Origin of the sequence: Pseudoxanthomonas sp. (genome assembly GCF_035999195.1) — a bacterium.
In the GTDB taxonomy this organism is placed as follows: Bacteria; Pseudomonadota; Gammaproteobacteria; order Xanthomonadales; family Xanthomonadaceae; genus Pseudoxanthomonas_A.
On record NZ_DASYGY010000009.1, the window covers coordinates 2338788 to 2360350 of the forward strand.

Genomic DNA, 21563 nt, shown 5'->3' on the forward strand with positions numbered 1-21563 from the left:
CTGGGATCCAGTTTGACGTTGCTTTTGCATCTTTGATGGTTCGTGTGCGGTCCGCGAGAAAGCGAAAATGGATCCCAGCGTTCGCTGGGATGACGTTGGAGAGCGTGCGGCAGGCGAACGGGTTCATGTCGTCAACGCATAGATCACGAGGTTGACGCCGAACTTCGTATTGTCCTCGGCCAGGAATCGCTTGTTGCGCCAGTCGTAGTCCCACTCGCAGCCGTAGTCCTTGTTGCTGTACAGCACGCCGAGGCGGCCGTTGATCTCGATGCCCTGCAGGTACTCGTGCACCAGGTCGTCGCCCCATCCGTTGAGCTCGAAGCTGGTGGCCGGTGGACCGTCGAACTTGAAGAACGAGGAATAGATCGCGTGCGTGTTGGGCAGCTTCTTCATCGCCTTCGCGCCGAAGATCGCCGCCATCTGCGCCTCGAACGACTTGGCGAACAGCCCGTCGATGTCGTGGTTGCAGTCGTCGACGAAGACGAAGCCGCCGTTGCGCACGTAGCGCTCGAAGTTGCGCTTCTCGGCCGGATTGAAGTCGACCAGCTTGTGCCCGGCCAGGTAGCAGAACGGCGCGGCCAGCATGCGCGGGTCGGACAGCGCCAGCACGTGTTCCTTCGGGTCCACGCGCAGGCTGGTGTAGTCGATCAGCGAGGTGATCAGGTTGGACGGCATGCGCGCATCCACGTCCCAATCACCCGAGTCGTACTTCAGGCGGGTGAACCAGAAGTCGTAGTTGCCCGCCGCATGCGCACCGCGGGTAGCGCCGGCCAGCAGCGCGCCCGCGAGGCCGCCGGCCATGAGTCGCAGGAACTCGCTGCGCGTCATCCCCACGGTGAACCGCCTCTTCCTCCGCATGCGGGGGAAGGCTGGGATGGGGGTGAGGGCAGAAGGGGTTTCATCGAAAGGCGTCGAGAGAAGGAGCGGGCGTCGGTGCGATCCGTGGCGCGGATGCGCAGGCGGCTTCGTCGGGTCCCCACCCCAGCCCTCCCCCGCAAGCGGGGGAGGGGCAGCACCGTTACACCGCGTCGGACAACGAGGTGAAGGTGAAATCGCGCAGCTTCATCGGCGGGATCATCATCACGAAGCTGGACTCGTCGCCGGCCACGCGCACCGGCCTGCCCAGTTCCTCGATGTTGTTGAGCATGATCACCGGCGACTCGTTGAAGCGGAAGTTCTTCACCGGATGCTTGATCTGGCCGTTCTCGATGTAGAACGTGCCGTCGCGGGTCAGGCCGGTCAGCAGCACGGTCTGCGGATCGACCATGCGGATGTACCAGGTGCGCGTGACCAGGATGCCCTTCTGCGTGCCGGCGACCAGTTCGGCGGTGGACTTGGTGCCACCGGCGACCAGCAGGTTGCCCGGAGAACCGATCGCGCGCTTGCCCTGCTTCTGCGCCCAGAAGCGCGAGTACTGCAGGTTGACCACCTTGCCGTTCTCGACGATGGCCATCTTCTCGCGCGGCAGGCCCTCGCTGTCCCACGGCATCACCTCGGCACCGGGGTGCCACGGGTCGGCGCTGATGTTGACGCGCGGGTCGTAGACCTGTTCGCCCAGCTTGTTGCCGCCGCCCTTCTTGGACAGGAAGCTGCGGCCTTCGTCGGCCTGGCGCGCGTCGAAGAAGTTCATCATGAAGGAGATCAGGCCGGCGGCCGCGGCGGGCTCCAGGATGACCGTGTACTTGCCCGGTTCCAGCGCCTTGGCGTCGGCCGACTCGCTGGCCTTGCGCATGGCGGTGCGGATGTCGCTGTCGGCCTTGAAGGCGTTCGCATCCTTCAGGTTGCGGCCGACCCAGCCGGAACCGCGGCCGTCCTCGGTGCGCACCGTGCAGGTGTAGTTGAACGCGGTCGCCTTCTGGTAGCCGAAGTTGCCCTTGCTGTTGGCGAAGGCGACGAAACTCTGGCCGTCTTCCAGGAAGCCGGCGGCGATCAGCTTCTCGGCCTTGCACGGCGCGATGGAATCGGCCGCGACCTGCGCGCGGAACTCCGGCGTGATGGCGGCAGTGGATTCGCTGAAGGTGGGCGAGGGCTTGTAGGTCTGCTTCTCGACGGCCGGCATGAACTCGGGGTTCTCCGGCGCCAGCCGGGCGAGGTCTTCGGCGCGGCGGACCACGCGCTCCAGCGCGGCGTCGTCGAACTCGTTGATCGTCGCCACGCCGGTGCGCTTGCCGAACGCGACCTGCACGGCCAGGTCGGTGTTGCTGACGATGCCGCTGGTGGAGACGTTGTTCAGCGCGAACCGGATGTTGCCGTCGACGGAGCCGGTGAGGGACGCGGTGCACTCGTCGGCCTTGGACAGCGCCAGGACCTTGTCCAGGATGGCCTTGGCCTGCGCTTCGGTGAGGATGCTCATGGAGTTTTTCCTTGTAGAGCGGAGCTCGCTCCGCTGCTCTTCGTTGTGTGGCAGGACCTACGTCTGACGCAGCCGGGCAAGCCCGGCTCTCCAGGTGTCATCCCAGGCTGCGGGCGGTGTTGATGACGTTCATGCCGTTGAAGCGCGCGGTGGACGACCCGTGCGAGACCGCGGACACCTGGCCGGGCTGGCCCTTGCCGTCGAAGAACGAACCACCCAGGCGGTAGTCGCTCTCGTCGCATATCGCCACGCAGGCGTTCCAGAACTCCGGCGTGCGGATCTGGTAGGCCACGTCCTCGATCTGCTGGGTGATCCTGCCGTTCTTGATCTCGTAGAACAGCTGGCCGCCGAACTGCGCGTTGTAGCGCTGCTGGTCGATCGAGAACGACCCGTCGCCGATGATGTAGATGCCGTTCTCGACGTCCTTGATCATGTCGGCGACCGACAACTTGGTCTTGCCCGGCGCCAGCGACACGTTGGCCATGCGCTGGAACTGCACGCTGCTCCACGAGTCGGCGTAGCAGCAGCCGTCGGATTCGTCCTTGCCCAGGATGTGGGCCTGGTCGCGGATGGTCTGGTAGTCGACCAGCTTGCCTTCCTTCACCAGGTCCCAGCGCTTGGTCTTGACGCCTTCGTCGTCGTAGCCGACCGCGCCCAGGCTGCCGGTCTGCACCTTGTCGGCGAACAGGTTGACGATGCCGCTGCCGTACTGGAACGCCTCGTTGCGCTTGTCCAGGGTGGCGAAGCTGGTGCCGGCGTAGTTGGCCTCGTAGCCCAGCACGCGGTCCAGTTCCAGCGGATGGCCGACGTTCTCGTGGATGGTCAGCCAGGTGTGCGAGGGATCCAGCACCAGGTCGTACTTGCCGGGCTTGACCGACGCCGCGGTCAGCTTGGCGCGGGCCTGCCTGGCGGACGCGATGGCGTCCTCCTGCATGTCGTAGGACAGGCCGTAGTTGATCACGCCGTTCGGCGTGGTGTACTTCTGCGACGCATCGCCGTCCAGGTATTCGTAGCCCATGCCGACCGGCGAGGACAGGCCGTCGCGGGTGCGGAACTTGCCCGTGGCCTTGTCGATCGCGGTGACCGTCATCGGTACCCAGAGGCGGTGCACGTCCTGGTCGATGTAGGAGCCGTCGGTGCTGGCGAAGTACTTCTGCTCGTTGACCACGAACATCATGGAGTTGACGAAGTCGGCGCCGGCGTTGATCGCGGCGGCGTTGACGCCCAGCAGCAGGTCGACCTTGTCCTTGATCGGCACCTCCATCGCGTTCTTCCTGATCGGCGTCTTCCACGACACCTCGCCGAAGCCCGGCGCCTTGGCCAGCTGCACCGGCGCGGTCTGCGTCTTGCTGTTGGCGGCGGCGATGGCGGCGGCCTGGCGCGCGGCGGCGGCCACGCCCTCGGCGGTCAGCGTGTTGGTGGCGGCGAAGCCCCAGGCGCCGTTGGCGATCACGCGGATGCCGGCGCCGGTGGACTCGGTGTTCACCACGTTCTGCACCTTGTCCTCGCGGGTGATCACGAACTGGCGCAGGTAGCGGCCGATGCGCACGTCGCAGTAGGTCGCACCGGCCTGCTTGGCCGCGGCCAGCGCGGCGTCGGCCAGGCGCTTCTTCAGCGCGACATCGAGGGTGGACTGGAGTTGCTCGGCGGCGATCGCCTTGCCGAAGTAGGACGGCACCATCAGGCCGCCCACGGTCAGGCCGGTCAGGGCCAGGAAGTCACGACGTTGCAAGGCTGTTCTCCACCGGTTGGGCCTGCGGAGCAGGCGGGGCTGCGACGGTAACGCTGCGGCCCACGCCATCCCCGCGCAGGTCACTCCCGATTCTTGCCCCGCGTGCCGACAGCGTCAAATGACTTTAGGCATAGAGCGACGGGATTGGGGATTCGGGATTCGGGATTGGCAACAGCGTGCGCGATCCGGGGCCGACCGCGGTGGCGCTCCTGCGAATCTCCACTCCCGAATCCCCATTCCCGGCTCTTCACCCCAGACTGCGCGCGGTATTGATGATGTTGATGCCGTTGAAGCGCGTGGTCGCCGAGCCGTGCGAGACCGCCGACACCTGGCTGGGCTGTCCCTTGCCGTCGAAGAAGGAGCCGCCGAGACGGAAGTCGCGGGCGTCGCAGATCGCGGTGCAGGCGTTCCAGAATTCCGGGGTGCGGATCTGGTACGCGGCGTCCTCGACCTGGCGGGTGACTTCGCCGTTCCTGATCTCGAAATACAGCTGGCCGCCGAACTGGGCGTTGTAGCGCTGCTGGTCGATGGAATAGGAACCGCGGCCATGGATGTAGAGGCCGTTCTCCACGTCCTTCACCATCTCGGCGACCGTGAGCGGCGTCTTGCCCGGCGCCAGCGACACGTTGGCCATGCGCTGGAACTGCACGCTGCTCCACGAGTCCGCGTAGCTGCAGCCGTGCGACGCGTCCTCGCCGAGGATATGCACCTCGTCGCGCGTGGCCTGGTAGTTGACCAGCACGCCATCCTTCACCAGGTCCCAGCGGCGCGTCTTCACGCCTTCGTCGTCGTAGCCCACCGCGCCCAGGCTGCGCGGTTCGGTCTTGTCGGCGGTGAAGTTGACGATCGGGCTGCCCCACTGGAAGCGCTGCTCGCGCTTGTCGAGCGTGGCGAAGCTGGTGCCGGCGTAGTTGGCCTCGTAGCCGAGCACGCGGTCCAGTTCCAGCGGATGGCCCACGTTCTCGTGGATGGTCAGGAACAGGTTGGAGGGGTCAAGCACCAGGTCGTACTTGCCGGGTTTGACCGACGGCGCGGTCAGCTTGGCGCGTGCCTGCCTGGCCGCGGCCACGATGTCCTCGCGCAGGTCGTAGGACGCACCGTACGCCACCACGCCGCCGGGCAGCGCGACCTTGTCGGCGGGATTGGCGTCCAGGTATTCGTAGCCCATGCCCATCGGCGCGGACAGCCCGTCGCGCGTCTTGAACCTCCCCGTCGCCGTGTCGACCACGGTCACCGTGAAGGGCACCCAGATGCGGTGGACGTCCTGGTCGATGTACGAACCGTCGGTGCTGGCGAAGTACTTCTGCTCGTTGATGACGAACATGCGCGAGGCCGCGAAGCTGGCACCGGCCGCCAGCGCGGTGGCGTTGGCACCGAGCAGCAGTTCCACCTTCTCCTTCACCGGCACCGCCATGGCGTTCTTGACGATCGGCGTCTTCCACGCGACCTCGCCGACGCCTGCCAGCGGTGCGAGCTGTACCGGCTTGCCCTGGATGCGCGCGTTGGCGCGCGCGATCGCCACCGCCTGCCGTGCCGCCGCGGCCACGCCGTCGGCGGTCTGGTCGTGGGTCGCCGCGAAGCCCCACGCGCCCTGCGCGATCACGCGCACGCCGACGCCGGAAGATTCGCTGTTCACCACGTTCTGCACCTTGTCCTCGCGGGTGATCAGCGATTGCCGCAGGTAGCGGCCGATGCGCACGTCGCAGTAGGTCGCGCCCGCCGCGGTCGCCGCCGCCAGCGCGGCGTCGGCCAGGCGCTTCTTCTTCGCCACGTCGCCCGGTTCCAGCAGGGCCTCGGCGGCGATGACGCGCGTGCCGGGCAACAGGAGGCCTGCCACGGAAAGGCCGCCGAGGGCGAGGAAGTCGCGTCGTTGCATGGATCGGGTCCGGAAACGGAAGCCCCCGGACTGTCGTCGGCGCGCGCCGCAGCGTCAAGTGACGCCGGTCATGCCACGGCGACGTGGTGCACAATGCGCCGCATCCCGCACAGGAATCGCGCCCATGAAGTCCCGCCCGCTCGGACGGTCCGAGAACGACGAAGAGCAGCCGCGACTGGCGGTGCTGATCGACGCCGACAACGCGCAGCCCGCCGTGATCGAGGGCCTGCTGGCGGAAACCGCCAAGTACGGCGTGGCCAGCGTCAAGCGCATCTACGGCGATTTCACCAGCACCCGCATGACGCAGTGGAAGCAGGCGCTGCTGAAGCACTCGATCAACCCGGTGCAGCAGTTCGCCTACACCAGCGGCAAGAACGCGACCGACAGCTCGCTGATCATCGATGCGATGGACCTGATGTACACGCGCCGCTTCGACGGCGTCTGCCTGGTCTCCAGCGACAGCGACTTCACCCGGCTGGCGCAGCGCCTGCGCGAAGAGGGGCTGACCGTGTACGGGTTCGGCGAGCGCAAGACGCCGGACGCCTTCGTGCAGGCCTGCGACAAGTTCATCTACGTCGAGGTGCTGCGCAGCGAGGCGCCCGCGCCGGCGGCCCCGCCGCCGGCGAAGCCCATGAAGCCGGCGAAGAAGTCCGCCAAGCCGACCGCGAACAAGCCGGCCGCGCAGGCAGAGCCGACGGCGGCACCCGCGGCCGAGCCGGCCCGGAACGAATCGCTGCCGCTGAGATTGATCCGACAGGCCATCGAGGAGGCCAGCGACGACCAGGGGTGGGCCTTCCTCGGCAGCGTCGGCAGCTACCTCAGCAAGGTGCGTCCGGACTTCGACACCCGCCTGTACGGCCACAAGAAACTCAGCGACCTGCTGAAGGCGCATCCGCGCCACTTCGTCGTCGAGGAACGGGCGGGCGAGGGCGGTGCGAAGCGGTTCTATGTGCGGGCTGCGTAGCGTGCGCTGCGCGCACGGCGTCATGGTCTTTCGGGCGATACGAGGTCGTGCGCATGGCGCACGCTACGCCTCGTGACCAAACCCTTTGCGCCGTCGTGCGAGCGCAACCGGGGCCCGATCCTGGAGGTTCTGCAGCGCCATCTTGCCGGCACCCGTCGCGTGCTCGAGATCGGCAGCGGCACCGGCCAGCATGCGGCGCACTTCGCGGCGGCCATGCCGTGGCTGGTGTGGCAGAGCAGTGATCGCGCGGACAACCTGGCGGGCATCGGCGCATGGTTGGACGACGCGGCGTTGCCGAACACGCCAGCGGCCTTCGAACTGGACGTCGACGGGCCGTGGCCCGACGCCGGCTTCGACGCGATCTTCACCGCCAACAGCCTGCACATCATGGGCTGGCCGCAGGTCGAGTCGTTCTTCGCCGGCGTCAGCAAGGTGCTGGAAGCGAACGGTCTGCTGATCGTCTACGGCCCTTTCAACTATGGCGGCGAATTCACCAGCGACAGCAACCGCGCCTTCGAGCAATGGCTGAAGGACCGCGATCCCGCCTCGGGCATCCGCGACTTCAAGGCCGTCGATACGCTGGCGCGCGGCATCGGATTGGCACTGGTCGAAGACAACCCCATGCCGGCCAACAACCGCTGCCTGGTCTGGCGACGACGGACATACGTGTAGGAGCGACGTGAGTCGCGACCGCGGATCGAAAGCATTCATTCGACACGAATCAGAGCGAGAACAGCGGATCGAGAAGAATGCACCACGTGATGCATCCGCATCTTCCGCTCTGATCCGAGTCGAACGTTTTCCCAGGACAGCGCTCGCGACTGATGTCGCTCCCACCGTGATTTCGGGGATGGCGAGGAGTCGTGTGTGCAGCTGACAGCGTAGCGTGCGCCCTGCGCACGACGCGGCGCTGTCGGGAGGATCATGAGGTCGTGCGCATGGCGCACGCTACGGAATCCGGGTCGACCGTAGAGTCTTGTTCATCGGCGTTTATCCGCTCTGATCCGTGTCGAAAGATTGCTCCAGGCTCGCGTTCGCGACTTGCGTCGCTCCCACGGACCTCCAGTGTCTGAACATCGTGCGCATGGCGCATGCCACACGAAGAAAACCCCGCCGGAGCGGGGTTCTGTTCTTACGCGGCCTGCACGATATGCAGCGACTTCGGATTGCGCCACAGGCCCAGCAGTTCCGCCTCGCGCGCCTTGGCCGCGTGCAGGTGCTTCTCCTTGACGTGACCGTAGCCGCGGATGTGTTCGGGAATGCTGGCGATCTCCACCGCCAGCCCCAGGCGATCCGCATCCAGCGCGCCCAGCAGTTCGTCCACGGTCTTCGCGTAGTCGGCGATCAGCTGGCGCTCGCCCTTGCGCTCCTCGGTATAGCCGAACACGTCGAACGTACCGCCGCGCAGGAAGCGCAGCTTCGCCAGCAGGCCGAAGGCCTTGAACATCCACGGGCCGTATTCCTTCTTCATCAGGCGGCCGTGCGCGTCCTTCTTGGCGAACAGCGGCGGCGCGAGGTGGAAGTGCACCTCGTAGTCGCCGTCGAACTGCTGCTGCAGCCGGCGCTGGAAGTCCCCGCTGGTATAGAGGCGCGCCACTTCGTACTCGTCCTTGTACGCCATCAGCTTGAAGAAGTAGCGGGCCACCGCCTCGGTCAGCGCGGTCGAGCCGGGCGCCTTGATGTTCTCGGCCGCGCGCACCTTCGCCACCAGGTCGGTGTAGCGGCGCGCATAGGCGGCGTCCTGGTACTCGGTCAGGAAGGCCGAGCGGCGCGCGACCAGTTCGTCCAGCGAGCGCGACAGGCGCAGGTCGTCCAGCGGCAGGAAGGCGACGGTATCGCCGCTGCCCGCGCCGTTGTCGGGCAGTCCGCGCAGCTCGCTCTCGTTGCCCGGGTTGCGCGGCGCGGTATTCGCGCCCCACTCCGTGCTCTCCCACTCGCCCGGCGGCAGGATCTGCAGCGTGCCCGGCGTGCGTTCGCTCTCGGTCTGGGTGTTGCGGATCAGGCCGGCGGCTTCCTGCACGGCCTGCGGATTCACCACCGCCAGTCGACCCCAGGCGAACGCGGTCTTGTTCATCTCGATCGCCGCGCCGTTGAGCTCGACCGCGCGCATGATGGCGTCGAACGAGATCGGCACCAGCCCCTGCTGCCACGCGTAGCCCAGCATGAAGAGGTTGCTGCCGATGGCGTCGCCGATCAGCGCGGTCGCGATCTGCGTGGCGTCGACCAGCATCGGATCACGGCCGCCGAGGGCGACCTTCACGCCGGCGATGATGTCGGTGGCGGGGAACTGCATGTCCGGGTGCGTGGTGAACGTGCCCGGCATCGCCTCGTAGGTGTTCAGCACCACCTGCGAGCGCTCGCCGCGCACCTTCGACAGTACCCAGTAGTCGTTGACCACCACCATGTCGCAGCCCAGCACCAGGTCGGCCTCGCCGGCGGCGATGCGCACGGCGTGGATGTCTTCCGGCGTGCGCGCGATGCGGATGTGCGTGGTCACCGCGCCGCCCTTCTGCGCCAGGCCGGTCTGGTCGAGCACGCTGGCGCCCTTGCCTTCCAGGTGGCCGGCCATGCCGAGCAGCGCGCCGATGGTCACCACGCCGGTGCCGCCGACGCCGGTGATCAGGATGTTCCAGGGCTGGCCGAGGTCCGACTTGAACGTCGGCGCCGGCAGCGACGCGAGCAGGTCCGCCGCGTTCGCCTTCTTGCCCTTGCGCGGCGTGCCGCCGTGCACGGTGACGAAGCTGGGGCAGAAGCCGTCGACGCAGCGGAAGTCCTTGTTGCAGTTCGACTGGTCGATCTCGCGCTTGCGGCCGAACTCGGTCTCCTTCGGCAGCACCGAGACGCAGAAGCTCTTCACGCCGCAGTCGCCGCAGCCTTCGCAGACCAGCGTGTTGACCATCGTGCGCTTGGCCGGGTCCGGCAGCTTGCCGCGCTTGCGGCGGCGGCGCTTCTCGGTGGCGCAGACCTGGTCGTAGATCAGGATGGAGACGCCCTTCACCTCGCGCAGGCGGCGCTGCACGTCGTCCAGTTCCCGGCGGTCGAAGAACTCCACGCCCGAGGGGAAGATCTCGCGCTTGCTCCACTTGCCGATCTCGTCGCTGACCACGACGATGGTGTCCACGCCTTCGGCGCGCATCATGTGGGCGATCTGCGGCACCGACAGCGTGCCGTCCACCGGCTGGCCGCCGGTCATCGCCACCGCGTCGTTGTAGAGGATCTTGTAGGTGATGTTCACCCCGGTGGCCACCGACTGGCGCACCGCCAGCGAGCCGGAGTGGAAGAACGTGCCGTCGCCGAGGTTCTGGAAGACGTGCTCGGTCTCGGTGAACGGTGCCTGCCCCGACCACGTCACGCCTTCGCCGCCCATGTGGGTGAAGGTGTCGGTGTCACGGTCCATCCACGTGACCATGTAGTGGCAGCCGATGCCGCCGAGCGCGCGCGAGCCTTCCGGCACCACCGTCGAAGTGTTGTGCGGGCAGCCGCTGCAGTAGTGCGGCACGCGCGGGAAGTTGGCGCGCGGCAGCGCCATCTCGGCTTCCTTCTCCTCCATCCAGCGCAGGCGCTGTTCGATGGATTCGGTCGTGAAGAAGCGCTGGATACGGCGGCCGATCACGCCGGCGATGGTGGCCGGGGTGAGTTCGCCGGTGGACGGCAGGATCCACTCGCCGCCTTCGTCGTACTTGCCGACGATGGACGGACGCGTGCCCGCACTGGCTGGCCAGTTGTAGAAATACTCCTTCATCTGCCGCTCGATGAAGGCGCGCTTCTCCTCCACCACGACGATGTCTTCCAGTCCCTTGGCGAATTCGGTGATGCCCACCGGTTCCAGCGGCCAGGTCATGCCCACCTTGTAGACGCGGATGCCGATGTCGGCGCAGGCCTGCTCGTCCAGGCCGAGGTATTCCAGCGCCTGCAGCACGTCCAGGTAGCTCTTGCCGGTGGTGACGATGCCCAGGCGCGCGCGCGGCGAGTCCAGCACGATGCGGTCGACCTTGTTCGCCCGCGCGAACGCCTGCGCCGCCGCCACCGCGTACTTGTGCAGGCGCATCTCCTGGTCGAGCGGCGGATTCGGCCAGCGGATGTTGAGGCCGCCGGCGGGCATGGCGAAGTCTTCCGGCATCACGATCTGCCGCGCGAACGGATCCACCTGCACGGACGCCGACGATTCCACCGTCTCGGCAATCGTCTTGAAGCCGATCCAGCGGCCGGTGTAACGGCTCATCGCCCAGCCCACCAGGCCCAGGTCGAGGATGTCCTGCACGCCGGCCGGGTTCAGCACCGGCATCATCGCGCTGACGAATTCGTCTTCCGAGCCATGCGGCAGCGTCGAGCTGCGGCAGTTGTGGTCGTCGGCCGCCAGCGCCAGCACGCCACCGAACTTCGAGGTGCCGGCCGCGTTGCCGTGCTTGAACACGTCGCCGCAGCGGTCCACGCCGGGACCCTTGCCGTACCACATGGCATACACGCCATCGACCTTGGCGCCGGGGAACAGGTTGGTCTGCTGGGTGCCCCACACCATGGTGGCGCCGAGGTCCTCGTTGAGGCCCGGGGTGAACTTCACGCCGGCGGACTCGAGATGCTTGCGCGCGCGCCACAGCTCCAGATCGAAGCCACCCAGCGGCGAGCCGCGGTAGCCGCTGATGAAGCCGGCGGTGTTGAGACCGGCGGCCTGGTCGCGCAGCCGCTGCATCAGCGGCAACCGCACCAGCGCCTGCACACCGCTGAGATAGATGCGCCCGTCGGTGCGCGTGTACTTGTGTTCCAGCGTGTAATCGCTGTCGATCACCCCGAGCTGCGGCAGATTGGCGGACGAAGGCGAGGTGAGTTCGGCGGTGCTGGTCATGGCGGGCCCAAGGCGGCTGGCGTGGCCCGAAAACCCCTCGGGCGTGAAGGCGCGCATTGTAACAGCGGCCTTTTCTGTGACCGCCATCACTCCGCCGTTGTGCGTTGCAGCGGTTAGGATGAACGCCGGGGGTTATGGGGTGTCTGGGGGACGTACGTGAAATCCGGTAAGTGCATGTTGCTGGCCGCCGTGCTGGCATCCGTGGTGTTTTCCGCGCAGGCGCAGACGGTGCCTAAGCCGAAGGAATTCTATTTCGACGAGGACCGCGCGGCGGCGCCCGTGATCGCCGTGACCGGGGTCGAAGGCGATGCCCTCGTCGACCAGCTGGTGAAGGCGCGCGAACGCGGCCGCAAGACCATCGAGGCCACCGCGCAACTGGCGCACATCGCGCTGAACGATGGCCGCGTCGACCTGGGCCGCCAGCTCTACCAGCAGGCACTCGGCAGCGCCCAGACCGGCGGCACCCAGTGGCGCTCGATCAGCTGGAACTACGGCTGGGACCTCTACCGCCTGGGCGAACACGAAGCCGCGCTGCAGCAGTGGACGCCCCTGATCGGGGCGGTGGGCGGGGCGTCGTGGATGCCGCCGACCTTCGCGCTGGCGCTGTGGAAGCTGGGTCGCCGGGACGAAGCGGTGCAGTGGTACGGTGCCGCCGTGCGCACCGAGCCGCTGCTGTGGACCGACGCGCGCAACTACGCCACGCTGCTGCCCGAATGGCGCCAGGAAGACCGCGACACGCTGGCCGAAGTGCTGGGCGCCTGGCAGGCCAATCCGCCGGTCTGGCCGTAGCGCGTACTATCGGCGGGTGAAGGCGCGCACCGCGCGCCATTGCCTGTCCACGATGCGCACTCTTGCTTCGCTGTGCCTGGCCACGGCGCTGACCGCCGCCGCCGGTGTTCCCGCGTCCGCCGCCGACCGCATCACCGGTCGCGCCTTCGCCACCCGGTCCGATGTCATCGCGCCGCACGCGATGGCCGCCACCTCGCATCCGCTGGCCACGCAGATCGCGCTGGACGTGATGAAGCGGGGCGGCACCGCGATGGATGCGGCCATCGCCGCCAACGCCGCGCTCGGCCTGATGGAGCCCACCGGCAACGGCATCGGCGGCGACCTGTTCGCCATCGTGTGGGATCCGAAGACGAAGAAGCTGCACGGCTACAACGGCTCCGGCCGGTCGCCGAAATCGCTGACGCTCGACTATTTCAAGCAACAGGGCATCACCGACATCCCGGCGCATGGCCCATTGCCGGTCAGCGTGCCCGGCGCGGTCGACGGCTGGTTCGCGCTGCACGGACGCTTCGGCAAGCTGCCGATGCGTGATGTGCTGGCACCGACCATCCGCTACGCGCGCGAAGGCCATCCGGTCCACCAGACCATCGCCTACTACTGGGAGCGCTCGGTCCCGCGCCTGTCGAAGTTCCCCGGCTTCACCGAGCAGTTCACCATCGAGGGTCGCGCACCCCGCACCGGCGAGATGTGGAAGAACCCCTATCTGGCGGACACGCTGCAGAAGATCGCCGACGGCGGTCGCGACGCGTTCTACAAGGGCGACATCGCGCGCACCATCGACACGTACTTCAAGGCCAACGGCGGCTTCCTGTCGTACGAGGACATGGCGGCGCACCAGGGCGAGTGGGTCGAACCGGTCAGCACCAACTACCGCGGCGTCGACGTGTGGGAACTGCCGCCGAACGGGCAGGGCATCGCCGCGCTGCAAATGCTCAACGTGCTGGAAGGCTACGACTTCAGCCGGATTCCCTTCGGCAGTCCCGAGCATGTGCACCTGCTGGTGGAAGCCAAGAAGCTGGCCTTCGCCGACCGCGCGCGCTGGTACGCCGATCCCGCGTTCCAGCCCGCGCCGGTCGCGCGCCTGATCTCCAAGCCGTACGCACGCGACCGCGCGAAACTCATTTCGCCCGACAAGGTGTTGCGCGAAGTCCAGCCGGGTACGCCGAAGGAACTGGAAGAAGGCGACACCATCTACCTGACCGTCGGCGACAGGGACGGCATGATGGTCTCGCTGATCCAGTCCAACTACCGCGGCATGGGCAGCGGCATGGCGCCGACCGGCCTGGGCTTCATCCTGCAGGACCGCGGCGAGATGTTCGTGCTGAACGGCTGCGAGGGCGCCACGCCGCATCCCAACTGCTACGCGCCGGGCAAGCGTCCGTTCCAGACCATCATCCCGGCCTTCCTCACCAAGGACGGCAAGCCGTGGGTCAGCTTCGGCGTAATGGGCGGCGCGATGCAGCCGCAAGGCCACGTGCAGATCGTGATGAACCTGGTCGACTTCGGCATGACCCTGCAGGAAGCCGGCGACGCCCCACGCGTGCAGCACGACGGCTCCACCGACCCGGTCGGCAGCGCCAAGGCGATGACCGACGGCGGCGTGGTGCAGCTGGAGTCCGGCTTCCCCTACGAAACCGTGCGCGCGCTGATGGACAAGGGCCACCACGTCGAATGGGCGCTCGGCCCGTACGGCGGCTACCAGGCGATCAAGCGCGACCCGGACACCGGCGTGTACTACGGCGCTAGCGAGAGCCGCAAGGATGGGCAGGCCGCGGGGTATTGAGGGGCCAGAACATCGCTTGAGGAGGGTGGGTCGAGCGCAGCGATACCCAACGCCGCACATCTGAGGCTCGCATGAAGGGTATCGCTTCGCTCAACCCATCCTGCGGTCCTCCGTCCTACGATCCGTTCGTGGACAATGCCCGCACCGGTGGGCCAAGGCCCACCCTACGGATCGACGAGATCACCATGGCCACACTCCCCGCACTTCCCGAACTCGCCACCGGCCTCTATCGCCACTACAAGGGCAACGACTACGAAGTCGTCGCGGTGGCGCGGCACTCCGAGACGCTGGAGCCGGTGGTGGTGTATCGCGCGCTGTATGGCGAAGGCGGGTTGTGGGTACGGCCGTATGCGATGTTCTGCGAGGACGTCGTGGTGGACGGACGCAGCATGCGCCGGTTCGCCCCCGTCGTGCCTGCACGCGAGTGAGCGGCATGGGAAGGCTGTCGAACCTTCGCGCCTCGATCAACCGCGACGATGGGCGATTCTACCGGGCGGGCAATACTGCGATCGGTCCCTGGAGCATCATCGGTGGACTCGCCTTCGTGGCCTCGCTGATCCTGTCGCAGCTGCACTGGCATCTCGATCTGCACGTGGGCTGGGCGATTGGCGTGGGGATTGCCGGTCTCGCCTCGTGGTGTCTGGGCGGCATCGCCGATGATCGCCGCGATGACGCCTGAACGCTTCGGCCTCTCCACGCTTTCCTGACCCGACATCGCCATGACCACCTACGTCGCCCTGCTCCGCGGCATCAACGTCGGCAAAGCCAAGCGCATTGCGATGGCGGATCTGCGCGCGCTGCTGGAAGGTCTCGGCTACACGGATGTCGCCACGCTGCTGAACAGCGGCAACGTGGTCTTCAAGGTCGGCAGAGGTGCTGCAAAGAGGCTCGCCGCCGACATTTCGGCCGCCATCGCCACCCGGCTCGGCGTCGAGGTGCCCGTCATCGTGGTGTCGGCCAGCGAGCTGGCGCTGATCGCCAGGGAAAATCCGTTCGCGAACACGGTTGAGGATGCCTCGCGCCTGCTGGTGGCGTTCGTGGCGGACGCCAACGTTCTCGCCGCGATGTCGGCGATCGGGGCACACGTCGTGGCGCCGGAACAGTTCCATGTCGGCACGCAGGCGGCGTACCTGCACTGCGCCAGCGGCATCCTGGAAAGCAGGGCAGCCGAGGCGCTGCTCGGCAAGGCGGGAAAGGCCGCAACGACGCGCAACTGGGCGACCGTGCAGAAGCTGCAGGCGCTGGTGGAGAAGGTCGAACGCTAGTGCACGCGTAGGGTGGGCCTTGGCCCACCTTCGCCATCTTGTGGGAGCGACGTGAGTCGCGAAGACATCTCCGCGGTGGTTCATCGCGACTGACGTCGCTCCCACAGGAAAGTGGCCGGCGGCCGTCCCGCCTACAGATCGAATCCCAGCAGCAGCGGATCGTGGTCGGAACTGCGGTAGGGCGTGGACGCATCGCCTTCGGCATAGCCCTGCGCATCCTGCTCGTCGGCGTTGATGTGCCATTCGGCCGCACCGCGCAGCTGCTTCGCCAGCGAGGGGCTGAGCAGGGCGTGATCGAGGCGGCCGGTCAGGCCGTTGTAGACGTAGCTGTAGGGGCGGTCGACGCCGGCATGGGTGAACGCATCCACCCAGCCGGCGTCCAGGCGCAGCCAGCGCATCGGATCTTCCATCGCATAGGCGTTGAAATCGCCCAGCATCACCACGCGATCGCTGCGCGTGCGGGTGGGGTCGCTCTTCAGCCATGCGTCAAGGCGCTTGGCCGACTCCAGCCGCAGCGCATTCCAGCAGCCGGCGCCGTCCTTCTGGTCGGCATCCAGACCGGTGGCTTCCGAGCAGCCCTTCGACTTCAGGTGATTGGCGACCATGACGAAGGGTTTGCCGCTACCGCGCACGAACGCCTGCGCCAGCGGGCTGCGGCTGCGTTCGCCGAACGGACCTTCCTCCAGCGTGGCCGGCTTGCCGGTGGGCCTCACCTTGTCGCTGCGATAGATGATGCCGACGCGGATGCTGTCCGGGCCGGGACCTTGCTTCGCATCGACGAAACGCCACGCGCCACCACCGGCATTCAGAGCGGCGACCAGCTGGGCCAGGCTGGAGTCGGGACCGTAGCCGTCGTTCTCCAGCTCCATCAGCGCGGCGATGTCGGGATCGAGGCCGCGGATGGTGGCGGTGAGCTTGGCCATCTGCGCCTTCAGCTGGTCGGGCGTCTTGGCACCCCGTTCGGTGGGGAAGCCGCCGCCCTGGCCGTCGCCGTTGAACAGGTTTTCCAGGTTGAAGGCGGCAACGCGCACGTTGCCGGCAACCTGCGGCGCGGCCGGGCGCGGTGGCGCGGCGATGGTGGGCGCGGCGGTGAGTTGCAGGCGCCAGCTGCCGAGACGCTGTTCGACGATGCCTTCCACGCCGGTCAGCACGGTGCCGGTACGCAGCGGCAGGCCATCCCTGATGTACCAGACGGTGGCGGGATCGCGCTGCGTGCTGCCGTCGTCGAGCAGCAGGGTGCGGCGTGCGTTGTCGTCGGCCAGGCGTTCGGCGTCCGTGCTGCCGGGCGCGGCGAGTTCGCTCGGCTGCCAGAGGCGGCCATCGAAGCTGGCGATCAGTTCGCCGAAGCGCTCCAGCGTGTGCGTGCCGCTGAGCGTCAGCGGCGCGTCGATGCGGACCTGCATGCTTTCGTACGGCTCCCAGTCCGCAGGCTGCGCGGTCAGCACCGTCGGCGTGATGCTGCCCCTGCCACGCGGCTGGATCACCGGCGCATGCAGGGCGGTGAGCGTGTCGTCGCCGCCGGCCTTGCGCTCGCCGACGATGCCCCGGACGCGAACACGATCGCCCGCCGCAAGGGTCGGCACGGACGCTCCCTCTTCGACGGCAACGAACAGCGCGTCGGAGGTCTTCGGGTTGCCGTCGCCGCTGTCCTGCACGAAGAAGCCGCCGAGGCCCTCAAGAAATGCGCCGCTGACGATGCCTTCGACCGTGACGGTCTGCCCGTCGAGCGCGCTGCGCGCGCCTTCGCCCTGGACCTGGCCAATGGGGATGACGGACTGCCTGGGTATCGCCGCGCAGGCGGGCAGCGTCAACGAGGCAAGCAGGGCGAGGATGAGCAGCGAACGGGGAGACGTCATCGGGAGGCAACCGGAAAAGCGAGGTAGCAAGGGTAAACGGATCGGGTGACGGACGATGCGGTGCCCGCGTGTTCCCCCTCGCCCCGCGCGCGGGGCGAGGGCATCCATCCAGTGCTCGCCAGCCCAAACAAAAACGCCGCCCGAAGGCGGCGTTTCGTCGAAGGCTCGCGCCTTACTTGCTGTTGGCCAGCATCCAGTCGACCGTCACCTGCACCTGCTCGTCGGTGAGCGCCGGGTTGCCGCCCTTCGGGGGCATGATGCCGCCGTCCGGACCGGTGAAGCCTTCGATGGCGTGCTTGTACAGCGTGTCCACGCCCTTGGCGGCGCGCGCGCCCATGCCGGCGGCGGTCAGCATCGGGGCCTTGCCGACGCCGTTGGTGTGGCAGGCGCCGCAGAGGTTCTTGTAGATCTCGCCACCGTCCAGCGTGCCGCCGTAGGCGACCTGGGACGAAGCGGCCGCGGCGGCGGCAGCGGCGGCGGCCGCCTGCGCAGCGGCACCGGTTTCGCCGGCGTAGACGGCACCGGCCGGCGCGATGCGCGCCTCGGTGATCTGGGCGGCCTTCGGATTCACTTCCGGCGGCAGGCTGTCGTGCAGGAAGTACGCACCGACGATCAGGCCGGCGGTGACCAGCATCAGGAAGCCGATCACCATCGAGAAATGCTTGAGGAATTCCAGGTCGTAGTTACGCACTTTCCACCTTTGGCAGCACGGCCGCGGGGCCGCGCATGGCTACGAAAACGAGGGCCGACGGACAACGCGCTGCGCGATCCAGGCGGGACCGGGCGCCGGGGCGCCGCGGGCAAGGGCGCATTATAAGCAGTGCGGCCGTCTTTGCCTCAACACCGGCACGGCCCGGTCACTGGGCCAGATAGACCTGCAAGGGCGCGCGCAGGCCCTGCAGCAGCCCGCGGATGGGATAGCCCGCGCCGATGCCATGCCCTGACAGCGCCTGCTGCAGTACCTGCCGCTTTTCGCCGCCTTCGATATGCAGGTACAGGCGGCCGGCATCGCGCAGCATCGGCAGGGTCAGGGTGATCCGCGGTTCGCCTGCGCCGGGTGCGCGCATCGGCAGTACGGGGACGGTGGCGGCGGGGTCCATGGCGTCGGCCAGCCGGTCGCCGCCCGGGAAGAACGAGGCGGTATGCCCGTCGCCGCCCATGCCCAGCACCACCACGTCCAGTGAGGCCGGCAGCGCGGCGCCGACCTCGGCCAGCGCGGCCTCGGGCGTGTCGGTGGCGCGGTGCAGGGGGACGAAGCGGGCAGCGGCGGCTTCATGCTGCAGCAGATGCTGCTTCACCAGGCGCGCGTTGGAGCGTTCGTGGTCGTCCGGGACCCAGCGTTCGTCGACCAGGGTGACGGTGACGTTCGCCCAGTCCAGCGGCTGGCGCGACAGGGCCTGCAGGAAGCGACGCGGCGTGGTGCCGCCCGACAGTGCGATGCTGGCCTGCCCGCGCGTCGCGAGTGCGGCGCGCAGGTCGTCGGCCACGGCCTGGGCCAGCGCGGAGGCGACGGCGTCTCCGTCCGGGAACGGGTGCAGCTGGATCTGCAGCGAGAGATCGGTGGGGGGCATTGCGGGACTCGGGAGTGGGGGCTTCCCGGGGGAAGGCAGGCCGGCCGGCGGCCGGAATCGGGCCCCGCGGATGCGGGGCCGGCGGCGTCACACGGTGTCTTCGTGCCAGGTGCGGCCGTCGCGTTCGACCAGCGCCACGGCGGCACTCGGGCCCCACGAGCCGGCGGTGTACGGCTTGGGCGCATCGCGCTGGGTCTCCCAGGCGGCGAGGATCGGGTCGATCCACGCCCACGCGGCTTCGACTTCGTCGCGGCGCATGAAGAGCGTCTGGTTGCCGCGCACCACGTCCATCAGCAGGCGCTCGTAGGCTTCCGGCTGGTGCACGCCGAAGGCCTCCGCGAAGCTCATGTCCAGCGGCACGTGCTGCAGGCGCAGGCCGCCCGGGCCGGGATCCTTGATCATGATCCACAGCTTCACGCCCTCGTCCGGCTGCAGGCGCAGCACCAGCTTGTTGCCCATCACCGGCCCGGCGCTGTCCTCGAAGATGGAGTGCGGGATCTGCTTGAAGGCGATGACGATCTCCGACACGCGCTCGGCCAGCCGCTTGCCGGTGCGCAGGTAGAACGGCACCCCGGCCCAGCGCCAGTTGTCGACTTCAGCCTTCAGCGCCACGAAGGTTTCGGTGCGCGAATCGGGCTTGCCCAGTTCGTCCAGATAGCCCGGCACGGCGGCGCCGCTGCTGGCGCCGGCGCGGTACTGGCCACGCACGGACAGGTGGGCGACGTCTTCGCCACGGATCGGCTTGAGCGAGCGCAGCACCTTGAGCTTCTCGTCGCGTACGGCATCGGCCTGCAGCGCCGCCGGCGGTTCCATCGCCACCATGCACAGCAGCTGCAGCAGGTGGTTCTGCACCATGTCGCGCAGGGCGCCGGAGGTGTCGTAGTAGCCGGCCCGCTTCTCCAGGCCGACGGTTTCGGCCACGGTGATCTGCACGTGGTCGATGCGGCTGGCGTTCCACAGCGGCTCGAACAGGATGTTGGCGAACCGAAGGGCCAGCAGGTTCTGGACGGTCTCTTTGCCCAGGTAGTGGTCGATGCGGAAGATCTGGCGTTCCGCGAAGGCGCTGCCGACGGCGTCGTTGATGACCGCCGCGCTGGCCGAGTCGTGGCCGATCGGCTTCTCGATCACCACGCGCGCGTTGCCGGTGTTCAGGCCGTGCGCGCGCAGGCGGTCGCAGATGGCGACGAACAGGGTGGGACTGGTGGACAGGTAGAACACGCGGATGCGGTCGCCGGTCGTCTGCAGGCGGCCGGCGAACTCGTCCCAGCCTTCGTCCTTGGTGGCGTCCAGCGCCAGGTAGCCGAGCTTCTGCAGGAACGCCGGCAGCTTGGCTTTCAGGGTTTCGTCGCTGGCGGCGATGCGGGCCAGCGCGTCGCCGACCTTGGCCTGGTATTCGGCGTCGCCCTGCTTGTCGCGGGCCACGCCGATGATGCGGCTGTCCTCGGGAATCTGGCCGTCGGCGTAGCGCCGCAGCAGGCCCGGCAGCAGCTTGCGCAACGCCAGGTCGCCGGTGCCGCCGAAGATGACGAGATCGAAGGTGTCGACAGGCAGGGTCTTCGCGGTCACGGGCGTCTCGGTGCAGCGGGAGTGAGGAGGCCAACAATACCACCGCGTTACCAAGCGATGCCAACAGGTGTGGTGCTGTGGGCGGATTGTTGCGGCATTGGTACCTCACTGGTATCTTGATTCGTATGCAAACGAACCTGCTCGAGGAATACCAGCGGCTGCAGACCGGGGAATCCACCCGGGCCGTGGCTTACCTGCGCCTGCGTCGCGCGCTGCAGAACCTGATGGATGCCGGTGTGTTGCGACCCGGACAGGCGCTGCCGAGCGAGCGCGACCTGGCCCAGCTGCTGGATCTGTCCCGGGTGACCATCCGCAAAGCGTTGGCCGGGTTGATCGAAAGTGGTCTGCTCGTGCAGCGTCAGGGTGCCGGCACGTTCGTCGCCGAGCGCATCCTTCGCCAGTTCTCGCGCCTGACCAGCTTCACCGACGACCTGCGCGAGCGTGGCCTCAACCCGCAGGTGAAGTTCCTGGAGCGCTCGGTCGGGGAAGTGACCCCGGAAGAATCGATGGCCCTGAACCTGTCACCGGGCAGTGGCGTGGTGCGCATGTACCGGCTCCGCCACGTGGACGGCGCCCCGATCGCCATCGAGCGCACGCTCGTGCCCTATGCCCTGCTGCCGGACCCGGAGAGCGTGACCACTTCTTTGTACGAGGCGCTGGATGCGCACGGGCACCGCCCGCGTCGCGCCCTGCAGCGTCTTCGCGCCGTGGCCTTGGACGAAGAAGCGGCCCGCCATCTGGAGCTGCCGGTCGGGGCGCCCGGCCTGCTGGTCGAGCGCCGGGCGTTCCTTGAGGATGGCCGGGTCGTGGAATCCACCCGGTCGTATTACCGCGGCGACGCCTACGACTTCGTCGCCGAACTGCAGAGCGACTGATTCCCGCCGGCCAGGCCGGCAATTTCCGCCTTTTCCGCCCCTGCCTGTCCTGATCCGGACCGGTGGGGCGAGCTTTGTTGTGCGTGATAC

17 protein-coding genes are annotated in these 21563 nt (G+C 67.8%); 8 read left to right on the plus strand and 9 right to left on the minus strand.

Annotated features, from left to right (window positions below; all coding sequences use genetic code 11):
- Positions 1–123: 123 nt before the first annotated feature.
- The 4 genes from VGN58_RS17900 to VGN58_RS17915 all read right to left on the minus strand — a co-directional run bounded on the left by VGN58_RS17900 (position 124) and on the right by VGN58_RS17915 (position 5961).
- Positions 124–801, minus strand: coding sequence for a DUF4159 domain-containing protein (locus tag VGN58_RS17900; protein WP_414710833.1), 678 nt, complete (start codon positions 799–801; stop codon positions 124–126).
- A 217-nt stretch (positions 802–1018) separates the two neighbouring features.
- Entirely contained in the window at positions 1019–2353 is a 1335-nt protein-coding gene (locus VGN58_RS17905; protein WP_327484523.1) for a TldD/PmbA family protein, read from the minus strand.
- Positions 2354–2450: 97 nt separating this feature from the next.
- Positions 2451–4085, minus strand: a complete 1635-nt coding sequence (locus tag VGN58_RS17910; protein ID WP_327484524.1) for a TldD/PmbA family protein — start codon at positions 4083–4085, stop codon at positions 2451–2453.
- A 247-nt stretch (positions 4086–4332) separates the two neighbouring features.
- The gene (locus VGN58_RS17915) at positions 4333–5961 is read right to left on the minus strand and encodes a TldD/PmbA family protein (RefSeq protein ID WP_327484525.1); all 1629 of its coding nucleotides are present in this window, start codon (positions 5959–5961) and stop codon (positions 4333–4335) included.
- A gap of 124 nt (positions 5962–6085) precedes the next feature.
- Here VGN58_RS17915 and VGN58_RS17920 point away from each other — a divergent pair, with 124 nt between their 5' ends.
- Together VGN58_RS17920 and VGN58_RS17925 are read left to right on the plus strand one after the other, a co-directional pair.
- Positions 6086–6925: an NYN domain-containing protein gene (locus tag VGN58_RS17920; protein ID WP_327484526.1), complete on the plus strand. Its 840-nt coding sequence runs from the start codon at positions 6086–6088 to the stop codon at positions 6923–6925.
- Between the two features lie 72 nt (positions 6926–6997).
- A complete protein-coding gene (locus tag VGN58_RS17925) occupies positions 6998–7597 on the plus strand; it encodes a DUF938 domain-containing protein (protein ID WP_327484527.1) in 600 nt (199 codons plus the stop codon).
- Positions 7598–8057: 460 nt separating this feature from the next.
- On the opposite strand, the gene VGN58_RS17930 is transcribed toward VGN58_RS17925, so the two are convergent.
- On the minus strand, positions 8058–11768 hold the full coding sequence (locus VGN58_RS17930; RefSeq protein WP_327484528.1) for an indolepyruvate ferredoxin oxidoreductase family protein: 3711 nt from the start codon (positions 11766–11768) through the stop codon (positions 8058–8060).
- 174 nt (positions 11769–11942) lie between these two features.
- On the opposite strand from VGN58_RS17930, the gene VGN58_RS17935 reads away from it, so the two are divergent.
- The 5 genes from VGN58_RS17935 (at position 11943) to VGN58_RS17955 (ending at position 15605) form a co-directional block, all read left to right on the plus strand.
- Positions 11943–12557, plus strand: coding sequence for a tetratricopeptide repeat protein (locus VGN58_RS17935; protein WP_327484529.1), 615 nt, complete (start codon positions 11943–11945; stop codon positions 12555–12557).
- Positions 12558–12609: 52 nt separating this feature from the next.
- Entirely contained in the window at positions 12610–14340 is a 1731-nt protein-coding gene (ggt, locus tag VGN58_RS17940; RefSeq protein WP_327484530.1) for a gamma-glutamyltransferase, read from the plus strand.
- A 185-nt stretch (positions 14341–14525) separates the two neighbouring features.
- A complete protein-coding gene (locus VGN58_RS17945; protein ID WP_327484531.1) occupies positions 14526–14768 on the plus strand; it encodes a DUF1653 domain-containing protein in 243 nt (80 codons plus the stop codon).
- Positions 14769–14773: 5 nt separating this feature from the next.
- The gene (locus VGN58_RS17950; protein WP_327484532.1) at positions 14774–15019 is read left to right on the plus strand and encodes a hypothetical protein; all 246 of its coding nucleotides are present in this window, start codon (positions 14774–14776) and stop codon (positions 15017–15019) included.
- A 40-nt stretch (positions 15020–15059) separates the two neighbouring features.
- Positions 15060–15605 carry a DUF1697 domain-containing protein gene (locus tag VGN58_RS17955; protein WP_327484533.1) on the plus strand — a complete coding sequence of 182 codons (546 nt, stop codon included), beginning with the start codon at positions 15060–15062 and terminating at the stop codon, positions 15603–15605.
- A gap of 131 nt (positions 15606–15736) precedes the next feature.
- Here the strand turns inward: VGN58_RS17955 and VGN58_RS17960 are convergent, their stop codons facing one another.
- The 4 genes from VGN58_RS17960 to zwf all read right to left on the minus strand — a co-directional run bounded on the left by VGN58_RS17960 (position 15737) and on the right by zwf (position 20598).
- Positions 15737–17461, minus strand: coding sequence for an ExeM/NucH family extracellular endonuclease (locus VGN58_RS17960; RefSeq protein WP_327484534.1), 1725 nt, complete (start codon positions 17459–17461; stop codon positions 15737–15739).
- Positions 17462–17633: 172 nt separating this feature from the next.
- Positions 17634–18152, minus strand: coding sequence for a c-type cytochrome (locus VGN58_RS17965; protein ID WP_327484535.1), 519 nt, complete (start codon positions 18150–18152; stop codon positions 17634–17636).
- Between the two features lie 166 nt (positions 18153–18318).
- Positions 18319–19032, minus strand: a complete 714-nt coding sequence (pgl, locus tag VGN58_RS17970) for a 6-phosphogluconolactonase (protein ID WP_327484536.1) — start codon at positions 19030–19032, stop codon at positions 18319–18321.
- Positions 19033–19119: 87 nt separating this feature from the next.
- Positions 19120–20598, minus strand: coding sequence for a glucose-6-phosphate dehydrogenase (gene zwf, locus VGN58_RS17975; protein ID WP_327484537.1), 1479 nt, complete (start codon positions 20596–20598; stop codon positions 19120–19122).
- Between the two features lie 125 nt (positions 20599–20723).
- Between zwf and VGN58_RS17980 the strand changes: the two genes are divergently transcribed.
- Positions 20724–21473: a GntR family transcriptional regulator gene (locus VGN58_RS17980; RefSeq protein ID WP_327484538.1), complete on the plus strand. Its 750-nt coding sequence runs from the start codon at positions 20724–20726 to the stop codon at positions 21471–21473.
- Positions 21474–21563 lie beyond the last annotated feature (90 nt).